At 60.0% G+C, this 18,161-nt stretch carries 16 protein-coding genes, 1 tRNA gene and 1 pseudogene; 15 read left to right on the forward strand and 3 right to left on the reverse strand.

The window, feature by feature from the left end; genetic code table 11:
- The first annotated feature begins 25 nt into the window (after window positions 1-25).
- From DK254_RS08005 to DK254_RS08055, 10 genes are all read left to right on the forward strand, one after another.
- Window positions 26-859 (forward strand): alpha/beta fold hydrolase, encoded by an 834-nt coding sequence (locus tag DK254_RS08005; RefSeq protein WP_109933352.1) that lies wholly within the window; start codon window positions 26-28, stop codon window positions 857-859.
- 223 nt (window positions 860-1,082) lie between these two features.
- On the forward strand, window positions 1,083-3,005 hold the full coding sequence (gene thrS / locus DK254_RS08015; RefSeq protein WP_109933353.1) for a threonine--tRNA ligase: 1,923 nt from the start codon (window positions 1,083-1,085) through the stop codon (window positions 3,003-3,005).
- Window positions 3,005-3,556 carry a translation initiation factor IF-3 gene (infC, locus tag DK254_RS08020; RefSeq protein WP_176450353.1) on the forward strand — a complete coding sequence of 184 codons (552 nt, stop codon included), beginning with the start codon at window positions 3,005-3,007 and terminating at the stop codon, window positions 3,554-3,556. The genes thrS and infC overlap by 1 nt, the downstream gene beginning before the upstream one ends.
- Before the next feature lie 60 nt (window positions 3,557-3,616).
- The gene (gene rpmI / locus DK254_RS08025) at window positions 3,617-3,811 is read left to right on the forward strand and encodes a 50S ribosomal protein L35 (protein ID WP_009617012.1); all 195 of its coding nucleotides are present in this window, start codon (window positions 3,617-3,619) and stop codon (window positions 3,809-3,811) included.
- 21 nt (window positions 3,812-3,832) lie between these two features.
- The gene (gene rplT / locus DK254_RS08030) at window positions 3,833-4,189 is read left to right on the forward strand and encodes a 50S ribosomal protein L20 (RefSeq protein WP_003099086.1); all 357 of its coding nucleotides are present in this window, start codon (window positions 3,833-3,835) and stop codon (window positions 4,187-4,189) included.
- 97 nt (window positions 4,190-4,286) lie between these two features.
- Window positions 4,287-5,303, forward strand: coding sequence for a phenylalanine--tRNA ligase subunit alpha (gene pheS / locus DK254_RS08035; protein ID WP_109933354.1), 1,017 nt, complete (start codon window positions 4,287-4,289; stop codon window positions 5,301-5,303).
- Window positions 5,304-5,340: 37 nt separating this feature from the next.
- A complete protein-coding gene (gene pheT, locus DK254_RS08040; RefSeq protein WP_109933355.1) occupies window positions 5,341-7,719 on the forward strand; it encodes a phenylalanine--tRNA ligase subunit beta in 2,379 nt (792 codons plus the stop codon).
- A gap of 3 nt (window positions 7,720-7,722) precedes the next feature.
- Complete coding sequence (ihfA, locus tag DK254_RS08045; protein ID WP_003090661.1) at window positions 7,723-8,025, forward strand: integration host factor subunit alpha; 303 nt, start codon at window positions 7,723-7,725, stop codon at window positions 8,023-8,025.
- Window positions 8,006-8,362, forward strand: a complete 357-nt coding sequence (locus tag DK254_RS08050) for a MerR family transcriptional regulator (protein ID WP_009617038.1) — start codon at window positions 8,006-8,008, stop codon at window positions 8,360-8,362. The genes ihfA and DK254_RS08050 overlap by 20 nt, the downstream gene beginning before the upstream one ends.
- 85 nt (window positions 8,363-8,447) lie before the next feature.
- A tRNA-Pro gene (locus tag DK254_RS08055) sits at window positions 8,448-8,524 on the forward strand.
- 335 nt (window positions 8,525-8,859) lie between these two features.
- Here DK254_RS08055 and DK254_RS08060 read toward each other — a convergent pair.
- A pseudogene (locus tag DK254_RS08060) lies at window positions 8,860-9,711 on the reverse strand (DUF932 domain-containing protein); the annotation flags it as partial.
- Between the two features lie 103 nt (window positions 9,712-9,814).
- The gene (locus tag DK254_RS08065; protein WP_109933356.1) at window positions 9,815-10,135 is read right to left on the reverse strand and encodes a hypothetical protein; all 321 of its coding nucleotides are present in this window, start codon (window positions 10,133-10,135) and stop codon (window positions 9,815-9,817) included.
- A 351-nt stretch (window positions 10,136-10,486) separates the two neighbouring features.
- Between DK254_RS08065 and DK254_RS08070 the strand changes: the two genes are divergently transcribed.
- The 3 genes from DK254_RS08070 (at window position 10,487) to DK254_RS08080 (ending at window position 14,530) form a co-directional block, all read left to right on the forward strand.
- Complete coding sequence (locus tag DK254_RS08070) at window positions 10,487-11,155, forward strand: hypothetical protein (RefSeq protein ID WP_109933357.1); 669 nt, start codon at window positions 10,487-10,489, stop codon at window positions 11,153-11,155.
- Window positions 11,152-12,258 (forward strand): ImmA/IrrE family metallo-endopeptidase, encoded by a 1,107-nt coding sequence (locus DK254_RS08075; RefSeq protein WP_043106099.1) that lies wholly within the window; start codon window positions 11,152-11,154, stop codon window positions 12,256-12,258. The genes DK254_RS08070 and DK254_RS08075 overlap by 4 nt, the downstream gene beginning before the upstream one ends.
- A gap of 142 nt (window positions 12,259-12,400) precedes the next feature.
- Window positions 12,401-14,530 (forward strand): NERD domain-containing protein, encoded by a 2,130-nt coding sequence (locus tag DK254_RS08080; protein ID WP_256595827.1) that lies wholly within the window; start codon window positions 12,401-12,403, stop codon window positions 14,528-14,530.
- 219 nt (window positions 14,531-14,749) lie between these two features.
- Here DK254_RS08080 and DK254_RS08085 read toward each other — a convergent pair whose 3' ends face one another.
- Complete coding sequence (locus DK254_RS08085) at window positions 14,750-15,625, reverse strand: YafY family protein (RefSeq protein WP_109933358.1); 876 nt, start codon at window positions 15,623-15,625, stop codon at window positions 14,750-14,752.
- 129 nt (window positions 15,626-15,754) lie between these two features.
- Here DK254_RS08085 and rmuC point away from each other — a divergent pair, with 129 nt between their 5' ends.
- Together rmuC and DK254_RS08095 are read left to right on the forward strand one after the other, a co-directional pair.
- Complete coding sequence (rmuC, locus tag DK254_RS08090) at window positions 15,755-17,335, forward strand: DNA recombination protein RmuC (RefSeq protein WP_256595828.1); 1,581 nt, start codon at window positions 15,755-15,757, stop codon at window positions 17,333-17,335.
- 44 nt (window positions 17,336-17,379) lie between these two features.
- Window positions 17,380-18,027, forward strand: coding sequence for a peptidase M15 (locus DK254_RS08095; protein ID WP_109933359.1), 648 nt, complete (start codon window positions 17,380-17,382; stop codon window positions 18,025-18,027).
- Window positions 18,028-18,161 lie beyond the last annotated feature (134 nt).

Genomic DNA, 18,161 nt, shown 5'->3' on the forward strand with positions numbered 1-18,161 from the left:
GTGCGCCATGCAACAGGGGATGTAGATGCTTTCGAATGTCCAGTCGTATTCGCTCAATGGACATGAACTGGCCTGCCTGGTGCAGGGGGAGGGCGTGCCGCTGGTGCTGGTGCACGGCTCGCTCTGCGATTACCGCTACTGGCAATGGCAATTGCGCGGCCTGGGCGAGCGTTATCGCCTGCTGGCGCCCAGCCTTCGACATTATTACCCGCAGCGCTGGAATGGCGAGGGTGCGGATTTCACTACCGGCCAGCATGTGGAGGACCTGCTCGCGCTGATCGAAATGCAGGGCGAGCCGGTACACCTGCTGGGGCATTCGCGCGGCGGCAATATCTGCCTGCGCCTGGCGCTGGCGGCGCCCGAGCGCCTGCGCTCGCTGGTGCTGTGCGACCCGGGCGGGGACTTCGCCGCCGACCTGTTCCAGGCCGCCGGCGTGCCCGTGCCGGCGGCGCCGGCCGAGCGCAACCGTTTCCGCGAGCAGGCGCTGCAGCTGATCCGCCAGGGCGAGGTCGAGGCGGGCCTGGAACTGTTCGTCGACACCGTCAGCGGGCCCGGCATCTGGCGGCGTTCCTCGCGGCACTTCCGCGACATGGCCAGCGACAACGCCATGACCCTGATCGGCCAGGTCGCCGACCGCCCGGAGCCGCTCGGGCGCTCGCGCCTCGCCACCCTGGCGGTGCCGGCCCTGCTGCTGCGCGGCGAACTCAGCCCCGAGCCCTTCCCGCAGGTGGTCGAGGCCCTGGCGCAGACGCTGCCGGACGTGCGCAGCGACGTCATCGCCGGCGCTTCCCACGGCATGAACGCCACGCGCCCGGCCGCCTTCAACCGCGCCGTGCTCGCTTTCATCGACTCGCATTGATGCCGCTCGTCAGTTGCCCCGACATGCAGTACCATGGCGACCTGCCCCGTTCGTCGGGGCTTCGTTCGTTTTTCTTCCAGTGATCTCCGTCCGCGCGCGCAAGCGCAGGGTGCCGAAAAGGCGCCTGCCACTGTGAGGCAGGCCTGCCCGGCGGGCGACGCTTACTGGCACATCCCAACCCATGTGGCCTTTCGTAGGGGTCACCACTAGGAGAGGAGGCGCCATGCCCATCATTACTCTTCCCGACGGTAGTCAGCGGTCCTTCGATCACCCGGTCAGCGTGGCCGAGGTGGCGCAATCCATTGGCGCGGGCCTGGCCAAGGCCACCGTGGCCGGCAAGGTCAACGGCAAGCTGGTCGATGCCTGCGACAAGATCGAGCACGACGCGACCCTGCAGATCATCACCCCGAAGGACGAGGAAGGGCTGGAGATCATCCGCCACTCCTGCGCGCACTTGGTCGGCCACGCGGTCAAGCAGCTGTACCCGAGCGCGAAGATGGTCATCGGCCCGGTGATCGACGAAGGTTTCTATTACGACATCTCCTTCGAGCGCCCCTTCACCCCCGAGGACATGGCGGCCATCGAGAAGCGCATGGCCGAGCTGATCGACAAGGACTACGACGTCATCAAGAAGATGACGCCGCGCGCCGAGGTCATCGAGGTGTTCAAGTCCCGTGGCGAGGACTACAAGCTGCGCCTGGTCGAGGACATGCCCGACGAGAAGGCCATGGGCCTGTACTACCACGAAGAGTACGTGGACATGTGCCGCGGCCCGCACGTGCCCAACACCCGCTTCCTCAAGGCCTTCAAGCTGACCAAGATTTCCGGTGCCTACTGGCGCGGCGACTCGAAGAACGAGCAGCTGCAGCGCATCTACGGCACCGCCTGGGCCGACAAGAAGCAGCTGGCCGCCTACGTCCAGCGCATCGAAGAGGCTGAAAAGCGCGACCACCGCCGCATCGGCAAGCAGCTGGACCTGTTCCACCTGCAGGAAGAAGCCCCGGGCATGGTCTTCTGGCACCCCAACGGCTGGACCGTCTACCAGGTGCTCGAGCAGTACATGCGCAAGGTGCAGCGCGAACATGGCTACGTCGAGGTTCGCACCCCGCAGGTCGTCGACCGCATCCTCTGGGAGCGTTCGGGCCACTGGTCGAACTATGCCGAGAACATGTTCACCACTTCATCGGAAAGCCGCGACTTCGCGGTCAAGCCGATGAACTGCCCGTGCCACGTGCAGATCTTCAACCAGGGCCTGAAGTCCTACCGCGACCTGCCGCTGCGCCTGGCCGAGTTCGGCGCCTGCCACCGCAACGAGCCCTCGGGCGCGCTGCACGGCATCATGCGCGTGCGCGGCTTCACCCAGGACGATGCGCACATCTTCTGCACCGAGGACCAGGTGAAGAAGGAAGCGGCCGACTTCATCAAGCTGACCTTGCAGGTCTACTCCGACTTCGGCTTCTCCGACATCTCCATGAAGCTGTCCACTCGTCCGGCCAAGCGCGTGGGTTCCGAAGAGCTGTGGGACCGCGCCGAAGGCGCGCTGGCCGACGCCCTGAACGAATCCGGCCTGGAGTGGGAATACCAGCCGGGCGAGGGCGCCTTCTACGGCCCGAAGATCGAGTTCACCCTGAAGGACTGCCTGGGCCGCAACTGGCAGTGCGGCACCCTGCAGTACGACCCGAACCTGCCGGAGCGCCTGGACGCCAGCTACATCGCCGAAGACAACAACCGCAAGCGCCCGGTCATGCTGCACCGCGCGATCCTCGGTTCCTTCGAGCGCTTCATCGGCATGCTGATCGAGCACTACGCCGGCCTGTTCCCGGCCTGGCTGGCGCCGACCCAGGCGGTGGTCATGAACATCACCGACAAGCAGGCCGATTTCGCCGAGGAAGTGGTCCGTACGCTCGAGGAAAGCGGATTCCGTGCCAAGTCCGACTTGAGAAACGAGAAAATCGGCTTTAAAATCCGCGAGCATACCTTGCTCAAGGTTCCCTATCTCCTGGTTATTGGGGACAGGGAGGTTGAATCGAAGGCCGTCGCCGTACGTACGCGCGAAGGGGAAGACCTCGGCTCGATGCCGCTTTCCCAGTTCGTCGAGCTGTTGACTCGGGCGGTTTCCCGGCGTGGTCGCCAAGACTCGGAGTAATCATTATTAAGCGTGAAATGAGACAGGATAAGCGGGCTCTCCCGAAACCGCCGATCAACGAGAACATCACCGCACGCGAAGTGCGTCTGATCGGTGCCGACGGTCAGCAGATCGGCGTAGTGTCCCTTGATGAGGCGCTGCGCCACGCCGACGAGGCCAAGCTGGACCTGGTTGAAATCTCTGCCGATGCGGTGCCTCCTGTCTGCCGCATCATGGATTACGGCAAGCACCTGTTCGAGAAGAAGAAGCAGGCGGCTGCGGCGAAGAAGAACCAGCACCAGCAACAGATCAAAGAAATCAAGTTTCGTCCAGGGACGGAAGAAGGGGATTACCAGGTAAAACTACGCAACCTGGTACGTTTCCTTAGTGAAGGGGACAAGGCCAAGGTATCCCTGCGATTCCGTGGTCGTGAGATGGCCCACCAGGAGCTGGGCATGGAGCTGTTGAAGCGGGTCGAGACCGACCTCGCCGAATACGGCACCGTGGAACAGCATCCCAAGCTGGAAGGACGCCAGCTGATGATGGTCATCGCTCCCAAGAAGCGTAAATAACCTCCCGGGCACTGGCAGGCCTGATGGTTATCAGTTGTTAACGAATGCGGAGTACCAAACATGCCAAAGATGAAAACCAAGAGTGGCGCCAAGAAGCGCTTCAAAGTGACTGCTGGTGGCATCAAGCACAAGCACGCTTTCAAGAGCCACATCCTGACCAAAATGACCACCAAGCGTAAGCGTCAGCTGCGCGGCACCTCGATGCTCGCTGCTTCCGATGTACGCCGTGTAGAACGCTCCCTGCGTCTGCGTTGATTTCTGGTAGAGGATAGTTAAATGGCTCGTGTTAAGCGTGGCGTGATTGCCCGTCGTCGTCACAAGAAGATTCTGAAACTCGCCAAAGGCTACTACGGCGCGCGTTCCCGCGTGTTCCGCGTTGCCAAGCAGGCGGTGATCAAGGCCGGCCAATACGCCTACCGTGACCGTCGTCAGCGCAAGCGTCAGTTCCGCGCCCTGTGGATCGCCCGTATCAACGCTGGTGCTCGTCAGAACGGTCTGTCCTACAGCCGTCTGATCGCCGGCCTGAAAAAGGCGGCCATCGAGATCGACCGCAAGGTCCTGGCCGATCTGGCTGTGAACGAAAAAGCGGCGTTTACCGCGATTGTCGAGAAAGCGAAGGCCAGCCTGGCTTAAGCCCCACGACAGTTACCGGATTTCGGTCCGGACGTAACGTCACCGATAGGGGAAGAGCCTTACCGCTCTTCCCCTATTTTGTATCTGGAGTTGGTACATGGAAAACCTGGACGCGCTGGTTTCGCAGGCCCTGGACGCTGTGCGAAACACCGAAGACGTCAACGCCCTGGAGCAGATCCGGGTTCACTACCTCGGCAAGAAAGGCGAACTGACCCAGGTGATGAAGACCCTGGGCGACCTGCCGGCCGAGGAGCGCCCCAAGGTCGGTGCGCTGATCAACGTTGCCAAGGAAAAGGTCCAGGAGGCGCTCAACGCCCGCAAGACCGACCTGGAAGGCGCCGCGCTGGCGGCCAGGCTCGCGGCCGAACGCGTCGACGTGACCCTGCCGGGCCGCGGCCAGACCTCCGGCGGCCTGCACCCGGTGACCCGTACCAAGGAACGCATCGAGCAATGCTTCACCCGCATCGGCTATGAAGTGGCCGAGGGCCCGGAAGTCGAAGACGACTACCACAACTTCGAAGCGCTCAACATCCCCGGCCACCACCCGGCGCGGGCGATGCACGACACCTTCTACTTCAACGCGAACATGCTGCTGCGCACCCACACCTCGCCGGTCCAGGTGCGCACCATGGAGAACCAGCGCCCGCCGATCCGCATCGTCTGCCCCGGCCGCGTGTACCGCTGCGACTCCGACCTGACCCACTCGCCGATGTTCCACCAGGTCGAAGGCCTGCTGGTCGATGAAGACGTCAGCTTCGCCGACCTCAAGGGCACCATCGAGGAATTCCTGCGCGCCTTCTTCGAGAAGGAATTCTCGGTGCGCTTCCGTCCCTCGTTCTTCCCCTTCACCGAGCCCTCGGCGGAAGTCGACATCCAGTGCGTGCTGTGCAGCGGCAAGGGCTGCCGCGTGTGCAAGCAGACCGGCTGGCTGGAAGTCATGGGCTGCGGCATGGTGCACCCCAACGTGCTGCGCATGTCCGGCATCGACCCGGAGAAATACCAGGGCTTCGCCTTCGGCATGGGCATCGAACGCCTGGCCATGCTGCGCTACGGCGTGAACGACTTGCGCCTGTTCTTCGACAACGACCTGCGCTTCCTCGGGCAATTCCGCTAGGCCGCGCACGACGTCAACGACTTCTTAGGAGAACAGGATGAAATTCAGTGAACAATGGCTGCGGAGCTGGGTGAATCCGCAGGTTTCCCGCGACGAGCTGGTGGCTCGTCTGTCCATGGCCGGCCTCGAGGTCGACGCCGTGATCCCCGTCGCCGGCGCCTTCAGCGGCGTGGTGGTGGGCGAGGTGCTGAGCACCGAACAACACCCGGACGCCGACAAGCTGCGCGTCTGCCAGGTCAGCAACGGCAGCGAGACCTTCCAGGTCGTCTGCGGCGCGCCCAACGTGCGCCCGGGCCTGAAGATCCCCTTCGCCATGATCGGCGCCGAGCTGCCGGGCGACTTCAAGATCAAGAAGGCCAAGCTGCGCGGCGTCGAGTCCAACGGCATGCTGTGCTCGGCGAAAGAGCTGGAAATCAGCGACGACAACGCCGGGCTGATGGAGCTGGCCGCCGACGCCCCGGTGGGCGCGAGCATTCGCGACTACCTGGCGCTGGACGACGCCTCCATCGAGATCGGCCTGACCCCCAACCGCGGCGACTGCCTGTCCCTGACCGGCCTGGCCCGCGAAGTCGGGGCGCTGTACTCGGCGCCGGTCACCTTCGTCGATGTGAAGCCGGTTGCCCCCGGCATCGATGAAGTCCGCTCCATCGAGTTGCTGGCGCCCAACGCCTGCCCGCGCTACCTGGGCCGCGTGATCCGCAATGTCGACCTGAGCAAGCCGACGCCGCTGTGGATGGTCGAGCGCCTGCGCCGTTCCGACATCCGCAGCATCGATGCCGCGGTGGACATCACCAACTATGTGATGCTCGAGCTGGGCCAGCCGATGCATGCCTTCGACCTCGACGAGATCAAGGGCGGCATCCGCGTGCGCATGGCGGAAGAGGGCGAGAAGCTGGTGCTGCTGGACGGCCAGGAAGTCGCCCTGCGCGCCGACACCCTGGTGATCGCCGACCACGAACGCGCCCTGGCCATGGCCGGCGTCATGGGTGGCGAGCACAGCGGCGTCAGCGCCAAGACCCGCGACCTGTTCCTGGAAAGCGCCTTCTTCGACAACATCGCCGTCGCCGGCAAGGCCCGTTCCTATGGCCTGCACACCGACGCCTCGCACCGCTACGAGCGTGGCGTGGACTTCCAACTGGCCCGTCGCGCCATGGAGCGCGCCACCGAGCTGCTGCTGCAGATCGTCGGCGGCGAGGCCGGCCCGGTGGTCGAGCAGGTCAGCGAAGCCAGCCTGCCCAAGGTCGAGCCGGTGGTGCTGCGCATCGAGCGCGTCACCCAGATGCTCGGCATGGAAATGGACGGTGCGGAAATCGAGCGCCTGCTCACCGCCCTGGAGTTCCAGGTGCAGGCCGATGGGGAAGGGCGCTGGAAGGTCGGCGTTCCCAGCCACCGCTTCGATGTTTCCCTGGAAGTCGACCTGATCGAGGAACTGGGCCGCCTGTACGGCTACAACCGCCTGCCGGTCCGCTACCCGCAGGCACGCCTGGCGCCCAACACCAAGTCGGAAACCCAGGCCGAGCTGCCGGCGCTGCGCCGCCTGCTGGTCGCCCGCGACTACCAGGAAGCCATCACCTACAGCTTCATCGATCCCAAGCTGTTCGAACTGTTCAGCCCGGGCGTGAAGCCGCTGATGCTGGCCAACCCGATCTCCGCCGACATGGCCGCCATGCGCGCCTCGCTGTGGCCGGGCCTGGTCAAGGCGCTGCAGCACAACCTCAACCGCCAGCAGACCCGCGTGCGCCTGTTCGAGAGCGGCCTGCGCTTCGTCGGCCAGCTCGAAGGCCTGCAGCAGGAAAACATGCTGGCCGGTGTGCTCTGCGGTAGTCGCGAGCCGGAAGGCTGGAGCAACGTCCGTGAAGGCGTGGACTTCTTCGACATCAAGGCCGACGTCGAAGCCCTGCTGGCCAGCGCCAGTGCCGCCGATGCCTTCACCTTCGTCCCCGGCGAGCACCCGGCGCTGCACCCGGGCCAGACCGCCCGCGTCGAGCGCGATGGCGAACTGGTCGGCTACGTCGGTGCCCTGCACCCCGAGCTGGCCAAGGCCCTGGACCTGGATCGCCCGGTCTACCTGTTCGAACTGGTGCTGGGTGAACTGGTCCGCGGCCGCCTGCCGAAGTTCAGCGAACTGTCGCGTTTCCCCGAGGTGCGCCGTGACCTGGCACTGGTGGTCAACCGCGATATTCCGGCGGAATCCATCCTGTCGACCATCCGCGAAGAGGCCGGCGAATTCCTGACCGACCTCAGGCTGTTTGATGTCTATCAGGGTAAAGGTATTGATCCGCTTGGAAAAAGCTTGGCCGTCGGCTTGACCTGGCAGCATCCATCACGCACTCTTAACGATGACGAGGTGAACGCGACTACGCAGAAAATCGTCGCCTCGCTGGAGCAAAGGTTCAACGCCACGTTAAGGAAGTAGCGTATGGGGGCTCTGACGAAAGCTGAGATTGCCGAACGTCTGTATGAAGAGCTGGGCCTGAACAAACGGGAAGCCAAGGAACTGGTGGAGCTCTTCTTCGAAGAGATTCGCCAGGCGCTGGAGCATAACGAACAGGTGAAACTGTCCGGTTTCGGCAATTTCGACCTGCGCGACAAACGCCAGCGCCCGGGGCGCAACCCGAAGACGGGAGAGGAAATCCCGATCACGGCCCGCCGCGTCGTCACCTTTCGTCCAGGCCAGAAACTGAAAGCCAGGGTTGAGGCTTATGCTGGAACCAAGTCATAACGACGAACTGCCCCCCATTCCGGGCAAGCGCTACTTCACCATCGGTGAAGTGAGCGACTTGTGCGCAGTGAAACCGCACGTGCTGCGGTATTGGGAACAGGAGTTCCCGCAGCTCAACCCGGTCAAGCGCCGCGGCAACCGCCGGTACTATCAGCGCCAGGACGTGCTGATGATCCGCCAGATCCGCGCGCTCCTGTACGATCAAGGCTTCACCATCGGCGGGGCGCGCCAGCGCCTCTCCGGCGACGAAGCCCGCGAAGACATCACCCAGTACAAGCAACTCATCCGCCAGATGATCGCGGAACTGGAAGACGTTCTTCACGTGCTGCGCAAGTAGCTGAAAAAAATGAAAAAAGTGCTTTGCCGAAAGAAAACCTTACGGTATAGTGCGATCCGCCAACCGGGCAACCGGAAAGCAACGTCGGGGCGTAGCGCAGCCTGGTAGCGCACTTGCATGGGGTGCAAGGGGTCGAGTGTTCGAATCACTCCGTCCCGACCAAAAATTCCTAGAAAATCCAGTCACTTAGCGGTGACTGGATTTTTTTATGCCTGGTGGTTTTGTGGCGCTTCTGAATTTTGCCCCACCCGAGACTTTCGAGTGCTATCTGCCTTCTATTGATGGTGAGTTGGCACGTTAAAGCATTGGATGGGGGAGATGCATTTGCTGATTGGCTCAGATGACGAGCTCATAGAGGTAATCGGATTGCAGCGCAGACAGGCAGCAACACTCCGCTCTTTGGCGGAGCGGGTATATCTTCCCATTGTCTGCTCTTCGCGACAGGCAGACATCGGCCAGAAGCGTAGGCCGGGAATGTCTATCGTTCCGGGGGTAGTCCACTCGGTGACGGCCTTGAGTAGTCCCCAGGCGGTGCCGCGCGCCGAGTCTAGCTGACTGCCTCGTCCGTGCCCTTGGTACAGGTTTTCCACCTTCTGCATGGCGCGAATGTTCGGCACAGCCTTCCCTTGCTGACTGGTAGGCGAACTGTCGCCCAGTACGGTGGTGATGAAGCTCAGCGCTTCCTTGGATTTCACTTTTCGCTCAGCCAACGTCCGCATGCGATACATAAACTCATCCCATTGCGAGACGGCGATACCGAGTTGCTTCTTCACCAACTGTTGATCAAAGCGGGTGTTGTGCGGCACCTTGATCGCCCGGCTGGTGCCGTCCAGGGCGATGGTAAGGGTGCTGTTGCACACTACGCGCACCGTGGTCGGTGTCGCCGTGGTGGCCAGGGTGCCGTCGCAGGAGGTGGCCAGCAGCAGGTAGCCATTGACCTGGTCATTACCCTTCAGAGCTGTGCCTTGTCCCGTGCGCGCCAGTGCCCAGAACTTGCGGCCTCCCTTGAGCACGCCAGCAGTCTCCAGCTCATAGCCGGAGACCTCGGTGAGGTCGCGGTAGAACTCCAGTACCTCGCGCGGCTGCACGGTGTGGTAACGCTGGGAGACCACTGGCAGCGGCGCTTTGCTGTCCGAGCGATAGAGTACCTTCTGCTCGGGGAAAGAGTGAATCGTGCCGAGGTGGCCGATCGCGTTTGACTTGAAATGCACGGGGCTTTCCAGGATCTGCCAGTCCATTCCGGCTTCGTGCTGCCAGACTTCAAGGGGCTGCTCTTGCGTGAGTTGATTACCCAGGCCGTGCCAAGGGCTGGCACCGACATAGGCCATTTGCTCGATGAGGTGAGCCATAAAGATCTCCTTGCCAAAGGAACTGGCTATCGCCCGGCAGTCGAGTGCCGAGTCGGTGTGAAATGGGCTGAATGAGGGGCGCGCCCAATAACCGCAGAAGGGACTACTGGTCGCTGATGGAGAAGACGTGGCCGCAGGCGTGGCACTCGAAGTTATCGAGCACTCGGGCATCGATTTCTTCACCCATGCGTGCACCGGCGAGGCTGCCGACCGCGCCGCCAGCCAAACCACCGAGGATGGCACCAGCCAGGCTGCCCAAGGCCGCCCCAATTGGGCCAGCGACTGCGCCCAGGGCTGCACCGCTTTGTGCTCCGGCTGCAGCGCTCACCGCGCCTGTCGCGGCTCCACCTACAGCACCGGCCGCACCACCGACTTTGCGGGCATGGTTGCGTGCTCTGACGCGCTCAGAGTAATTAATCGACATCGTTCAGGCTCCTGTGAAGGGAAGGGCTGAAGAGGGCACTACGCACCCGTCTTCCCTTCAATGATTCAGGTCTGAAATTCAGTTATATCTGGTCGGTGAAGCTGGTCGTGACCCAAGGCTGTGCTACAGCTGGGCCTATCCTGTGGTACCGGAGTCGCACCAGAAGGGTGAATTGCCGAGGTGAGCGCTAGTTCAGCGCTCTGTGCGGGATCATTGCAGCTTGGAAATGTTCTCAGCTTGGGATGTGTCCATGGCCATTGGGAGGCAAGGCAAGAGAGGATAGGTGAAGGGTTCTTTTTTTTATACATCAAATGATGTATAAAAACAGGAACCCGACACGAGAGACTCCCTATGGCGCCGAGCAATCCGTTTCATCGCATAGCTGACCTTCCTCCCGAACAGGCCATTGCGCAACTGCTGGGCATAACTGCCGCGGATCTCAAAGCTACAGCGCTCCAGTGCTTTCGGTCCGCATCTTTGGCTGGCCCGCTGCAGCCCAAGGGGTCAGATGGCACCCTGGCTTGGATTTTCGGTACGGAAGCCTTTAGACAACAGATGCTTCCCAAGGGGTGGAAACCTGCTGACCCAAGTAATCAGCCGCGTGTGGTCTCTCCCGACGGTAAGCATGCTGTAACGGTTGCTTGCGGTGACCATAATACTGGTAACCCGTATGTCAAGAATCCGCAGACTCGGAACAAGCGTGGTAACCGCACGACTAAGAGCGTGTCCTACAACGCCCGGCAGGCCGATCTGTTCCCTGTCGAGCGACGCAGTCGACAGATTTTCATCGACGATCAACAAGGTGAGCAGACGCTCTGGATCCTTCTGTTCTATGTTGATCTTGAGAATCGCACGGTTCATTACGAACTCTCGCGCCCGATCAACATCGGCGAAAACGGAAAGGTTGACGACTGGAATCCGCGCTTTATCATGCCGGCGCTCGTTCTGGATGCCCCAGAAGACAACCACGGATCTGATACAGCTCCCGATATCGACATTCCAGTTACACCGAGATCATGACCGAGACCAGCGATTTCAATCCGGCCCGATTAGTGCTCGCCCGCCAACGCCGTGGATGGACAAAGAAGTCGCTAGCAGATGCCACATCTTTAAGTGGCAAAACGATATCTTTGTACGAAAGCGGTGATTTGATTCCGTCGCACGAGAGCCTGAGCAGCATTGCCCAGGCTCTTAGCTTTCCGCTGTCCTTTTTCAGCGGTGTCGATGTCGACGCGCCTACTGATGAGAACGCCAGTTTCCGTTCGTTCTCTCGTATGACTGCTGGACAGAGAGATGCAGCGCTCGCTGCGGGCGGCATTGCTTATATGCTCAGCGACTGGATCGACAGCAAATTTCATCTGCCAGAAGCGTCTGTTCCAGATTGTTCTGGCATGGATCCCGAAGCCGCTGCGGAGACTGTGCGTGCGGAGTGGGGGCTGGGGCTACTGTCTATAAAGAACATGGTTCACCTTCTTGAGTCGAAAGGTGTTCGTGTTTTTTCCCTGGCCGAAGAAACGAGCCAGGTCAACGCGTTCTCTTGCTGGCGTCGAGGCGTAACGCCTTTCGTATTTCTGAACACGCAGAAATCGGCTGAAGCCAGCCGATTCGACGCCGCCCATGAACTGGGGCACTTGGTTCTGCACAGGCATGGCGAGAACAAGGGTAAAGAGGTTGAGAACGAAGCAAACGCCTTTGCTTCGGCGTTCTTAATGCCTAAGCAGACCATTTTGGCTCAGGGGTGGAAATGTAGGTCCGTGGCGGATGTCATCAAGATGAAGAAGATCTGGAACGTCTCCGCTATGGCTCTTGCCTACCGCTTGGGAAAAGTCGGGATTTTGACCGAGTGGGTTTATCGAAGCTTCTGTGTTGAGCTTGCCAGTATGGGGGCAAGAACTAACGAGCCTGATCCTTCTCCCCGAGAAACATCGCAAGTGCTGCAGAAGGTTTTGGGGCTCGCCAGAGACCAGGGCAAATCGCTCAGTGCCATTGCATCAGAGTTGAGTGTTTCATCTGCAGATCTGACGCCGATCTTGTTTGGTATGGCACCTGTGGCTGTCCCTGGTACTGGAGATGCTAGAGCTTTTGAGGTTCGCGGTGGAGCAGGGCTACGGTTGGTCAAGTGAGAGTTCGATGCTACTGAGGCAACGGGGGTAGAACTCAATCGAAGGGCCAACCGTATTGCGTTTGATTGATAGGCCTACAGATCCCACTCTTGGTCGGTGGACTTCGGTGCTATGCCAGGGGTGAGCGTTGGTGCCTCCTAACATGCGGTGTAAGGATTACTACCAGACACAGTTCGCGGGATATGCGCGCTACCTCGCTTCCGGCGTTGCGCTTGATGAGTGTCTGCATGACTTTCTCGACCAGCGACCAAGCGGAAAGTACACCCAGAGAAATCGTGCATCTGGACTGGCTGCAGCCGATTTCTGGTGGCACCCCGCAAATGTAGAGGGAGCTACTCTGGCCAGTCTTGCGCTTGCGCGTGTGCTGCATTTTGATGACGCGATCAGTTTTGAGCTACTGGATCACCTGGCTGTTCATCACCCCGTTCAACTGCGCTGGGCTATTCGCTATTCCAAGCTTTTCACACGCCGGGACTCGCCTATTTGGATTCAGCTTCAAAATAACCGCACCTGCGAGGAGTGGCAGACGTTCTTCGGAGTTTGTGAGCGTCTGCTGTTGCAGCTAGAGCCCTTTGATACGGTTATCAAGAGCACTGAGCGGCAATTGCAGTCGCTGTCATTGCTGGAGTTGCTTTCCTATCTCAGCGTACTGGCTTATGCCCGTCTCGGGGAGGCTGGTGACGATCCTGCAGGCATGGATTGGGTTGCTTACGAGAGGATCATTCTGCGCAAGCTGAAGACTTGTAGTGAGTCTGACTTTCGGCTTTCTACGGGTGTGCTTGGCCGTTCGTTGAGGCAGCATCTGTCGTCGATACTGTTTCCGCAGCCAGGGGAGGGCGCGGAATGCGTTGTGAATTTGGAAACGGTCGGCGTAATGATCGAGGCAACGCGAGAGCTCATTGATTACGAGCGTTCCATCGACTGGTTTTGTTTCGATAGCGAATGCGATTACCAGCTCCAGCCTGGGCGGTCGGTCATCTTCAATAAAACGAACGAGGGTCTGTTGCGCTGGCAGCGTACCGAGCGAAAAAGCCAGTTGCTGTGGTGCTACTGGATGCGTCGCGCGGTTGATGTCTTTGCGGCTTCTGAGTTGGCAGGGCAGGTGATTGGTAGTGCTGCAAACCATGAAGCCAACCAGCTCGCATACATCAAAGCGATTCGCAGCCAGCTCTATCTGCAGGTGGTTTTTGGGCTGGGCGAAAGTATCAGACTCAGAAACGGCACGGATGTCTCGCTGCACCACGCCATGCTGGCCAGTGAGCTGACCAACGCTTTTTTCGAACAGGCCTATCTGCAGCCCTATCGCCGATACCTGGCTGACTCTGATGACTCCATAGCGGCACTGGGCCGCTTGGCTTTTGAGGGGCTACTGCAGGGAGAGAACCGCTTTCCGATGACCTGGTCGGAATTGCCGGAGAAAGTGGAGCGGATCCGCGCCTGGACGGTCAGTGATAAGCATCCCTCGGGCGACCCGGAGGCCGCCAAAGCTATCCTGCAGTTCTGGACCAGTGACCTTCAGGCGTTGTCCGAGCAAATCAAGCAAGCTCCAAATCAACCGACGCCCAGGCTGTACGAGCGGCCTTTCTACAAGGTGGGGCGCTTCAGCTTTCAGTTTCCCTGGATTGCAGGAAGACAGAACAGCCTCACTGCCGCGGTGAATAATCTGCGTCGCGTGGAGGCGCGTAGACCTGAGCTTCGCTCCGAAACAGAGCGTGTCGAACACGAACTGGCAGCTTCTCTTCGGCAGCGAGGTTTCCGCGTCGTTGTGGGTTATCAGCCGTCTCGCAAGGATGAGGGAGATGCGGGGGAGATTGATCTGCTGGCGTGCCTCGAGGGCGTGCTGCTTTTGCTTGAGGTCAAATCAGGATTTATCCGTTCCAACGGTCACGAAGTCTGGCTTCACCGCACAAACACGTTACGCAAGGCTGCCAGGCAGTTGAAGCATAAACGTCCGGCGGTGCTTCAAGCATTAACGGAGGATTCTGTCTTGCGTGACGAGTTGGGACTGGGGATCTCCGGTCCGTTGCCGGACTTGCATGCCTGGGTTGTGGACACCTCGATTGAGCTGGACGGGGAGGTGCTTGATGGTGCTCCAGTCGTATCACGTGAGGTGATCGAAGTCGCACTGCGTGACGAGCAGCACCACCTGAGGGGGTTCGAACAGGAGGCTGAGGCAGGAGAAGAGATAGCCACACTTTATCCGGACGGATTCAGCGCTCAGGCGTTTGTCCGGATCATTGAAAGCAATGAGGTTTGGCTGGGTGTGCTCTAGAGTTCAGTGCTTGTAACATCTGTCCGCTTTGTTTACAGACGAAAAGTAGACAGATCGCCTTCGCTACTGCATCGGGTCATAGTCCAGGCACTACCCCGAAGGAGGCTGTGCCATGACTACGTTGCTTTCTTTCTATGAGGTCTTGCTGCTCGCAGGGCTTTGTGGGGCTGGCGCGCATGGCTTATGGCGGATCGGTCGAATAGAACCGTTAACAGTACTTCACTGATATAGCCAGGGTTGAAGCTCATCCAGGTTGGCTACAACGATCTGCTGAGCGGTGGCCTTGGCATGCACCTTGGTGGGGTCGATCTGGTAGCGCTGCAGGACGTACTGCACCAGGGCACCGCGCGTTTCGATCACTAACTGACCCTCTCGCATCCCGTAATCTGTCTCGATGATCACCTTCTGCTCCGGCTTAAGTCGTGAGTCCGGCTCGATCACCATAGCCACCTGAGTGCTCCAGCCCTCATCCTGGTCGCGTCCATTGGAAGACGGGTCATCCATGAGCTCAGGCGCGCCGCGGAAGCGACTTAATACGAAGTCCCGGTAATCGCGATTCTTCTCGCAGTACGCGCGTACGTGCCAGCGCATGCCGGTGTAAATCAGCGTGTGCGGAGCGATCAAGCGTGTCTCGGCATCCGGTGTAGTAAAGGACACATACTCACACTCCAGGCGCAGCCCCTCGCGACAGGCGCGCAGAAGCGGGCGCAGCAGTTCCGGGCGTACCGTGCGATCCGGTACCTGCAGCACCTCGGTGTGCGCGTAGGCCAGTGCCAGGCCTTCGATATGAGGGGCGCGGTCATGGTTGTGGTTGAGCAGGTGCAGATAGGCGCTGGCGCTGTCGTCGATGAACAGTGGCTTGAAGTGCCGACTGGGTACATACCCCTTCAGATGCTTGTCGTATTCCAGGTTCTTTGGCGCGTAATCGCTGATGTAGGAGTTGATGTCCTTCGACGCCTGCTGACGGCTGATGCCGAAGCTCTGAATCAGGTGGTTGGTGGTCAGGCGGCCTTCCCACCAGGCCACGGTTTCGATCAGGCGATAGCGCAGCGCTAGATCCCAGCGCACGGACTCGATTGATTGCTTGCGTTTCATGGCTGCTCCATCTGTTCGAAAACTTTACCTGTACACGTAAACACTCTAGATGAGTCATCTAAAGCTACATATCTTGAGGTCGACGTTCAAGCGGCCCCATTGGGCTTCCGGACTTAGGGAGTGTTGAGCATGAACATGATTGGGTTGTCGTGGATGGTAATGAGTGCCGGTTTGCTGCTGGTTTTGCTGGCAGGCGTTGCAGTCTATTGGCAGGTATTGCGTCGTCGAGAGGCGGTTACAGCCTTGCAGATCTGTCAGTCGCAACTGGAGCAGCGCATGGCTGCATCTCAACAGAAAGACGATGAGCTCCGTGAGCTGAGTGCTGGTCTGCGGGCGGAAAAGGCCCATGTTGAGCAGCTTCATCGACAGGTCGAATTCGCTCAGCAAGAAGCTGGGCGCTTGCGTGCCGAATATCGCGATCAATCCTCCCAATTGGCCGAGGTGCAGAGCGCAGCCAGCGCTGCCCGTGCTCAATATGGCCAACTGCTTCAGCAGCATGATGAGCTCAAGCAGGCGAGCACCCGGCTACAGCAAGTTCACGATGTCCTGCAGGATCGCTTTGCGGCCCTGACCAAGGAACACGCCACATTGAGCAGCACTCTCGATCAGAAGCAGCAGCACTTCGCCGAGCAGCAGCAACTGCTCAAGGAAAGCCGCGACCAGCTCAAACTGGAGTTCGAGCAGCTTGCTGGCCAGATCTTCGAAGCCAAAGGCCAGGCGTTCTCGCAGCACAGTCAACAGTCACTGGACGCACTGCTTAAACCTTTCCGCGAACAGATTGAGGGTTTCCGCACCAAGGTTGAAGACATTCACCACAAGGATGTCCAGCAGCAAGCTGCGTTGACCCAGGAGCTGCATCACCTGAAGGAACTGAATCGACAGATCACCCAGGAGGCTCAGGATCTCACTACCGCACTAAAAGGGCAGAAGAAGGCGCAGGGGAACTGGGGTGAACTGATTCTGGAGAACGTCCTGGAGCGCTCCGGTCTGGTCAATGGCAAGGACTTCAAGCGGGAGGTCAGCTTCACTGGCGAGATCAATCGCCAGCGCCCCGATGTGATCGTCTACCTGCCGCAAGGCAAGCACCTGATCATCGATGCCAAGGTCTCGCTCAACGCTTACACCCGTTACATCAATGCCGAAGACGATGCCGAGCGGCGCATGGCGCTTGCCGAGCACGTGACGGCCATTGGGCATCGCATCAAAGAGCTCTCTGACCGCAACTACTTTGACTTGCCGGGGCTGAATGCGCCCGAGATGGTCTTTATGTTCGTGCCCATAGAGTCGGCTTTCGTCGAGGCGCTGAAGGCGGACGAAACACTATTCCAGAAGGCCATCGAGCAGAACGTGTTGGTGGCGACGCCAACCACGTTGCTGACCAGCCTGAACATCGTGCGCCAGCTGTGGCGTTTCGAGGATCAGAATAAACACACCGCCGAGTTGGCCGAGCGGGCTGGCAAGGTATACGACAAGCTACGCACCTTTCTCGGCAGCATGGACGCCATCGGTCACAGCCTGGACAAGGCGCAGGATGCCTACAAGAAGGCCTGCGATCAGTTGGTCAATGGCAAGGCTAACCTGGTCAAGCAGGTCAGTGATTTCCGTCAGTTGGGCGTAGCGGTCAAAGGCGAGCTGAATGAGGTCTGGGTCGACCGGGCTGATCTGGAACTCAACCTGCTCTCTCAGATGCCAGCTGAACAGCAGGCCTGAACCCTGCCGCAGCACGCAAGCGAAATGCCAAGGAGCAAAACAGGATGAAGAAACCAGCAACGGTACAGACGCTCGAGGATCTGGGGCGCGTCCGGCTATCCAAGCACTTTTTCATGCGCGATTTCCTCTACTCGGAAATCAGCCAGATTGAGGGCATTCCCAACATTCCGGATTATCCGGATCGCGCCATTGAGGCCGGGCGAGGGCTTTGCGAACAGTTGCTAGAGCCTCTGCAGGAACGCTTTGGGCGCATAGTCATTCGCTCGGCTTACCGAGCGCCGGCAGTCAATGCCAAGGGCGCCGCGAACAACAACCAGTACAGCTGTGCCGCCAACGAGAAAAATTACGCCTCCCACATCTGGGATTACCCGGACGCCGAGGGGCATTTGGGTGCGACTGCCTGCATCGTGGTGCCGGCATTGCTGTCTTGGTATGAGGAGCGCAAGGACTGGACGCCACTGGCCTGGTGGATCCACGACAACTTGCCGTACGCCAGCCAGTTCTGGTTTCCCAGGCTGGCGGCATTCAACCTGCGCTGGAGTGCAAATCCGAATGTGCTACCGAGCATCAGTACCTACGTAAGCAATCCTCATACCGGCGACAAGAAAGCCCTGGTGAGGGACGGTGTGGCCACGCTCAGCCTGGATGAGCGCAAGGTGGTCGTTCGCCCGTGGTTGGCGAGCCTCACCTAGGGAGCAGAAAGAGCGACCGATCAAGTTGCCGCGCGTTGCCAAGGTATATGCATGAAAACTTTACCTGTACGGGTAAACACGCTAGATGTATCCCGAAAGGCTACATATTTTACCCAGACGTAGTTATCCGCTGC

Source organism: Pseudomonas sp. RW407 (assembly GCF_003176655.1).
Lineage (GTDB): Bacteria > Pseudomonadota > Gammaproteobacteria > Pseudomonadales > Pseudomonadaceae > Pseudomonas > Pseudomonas delhiensis.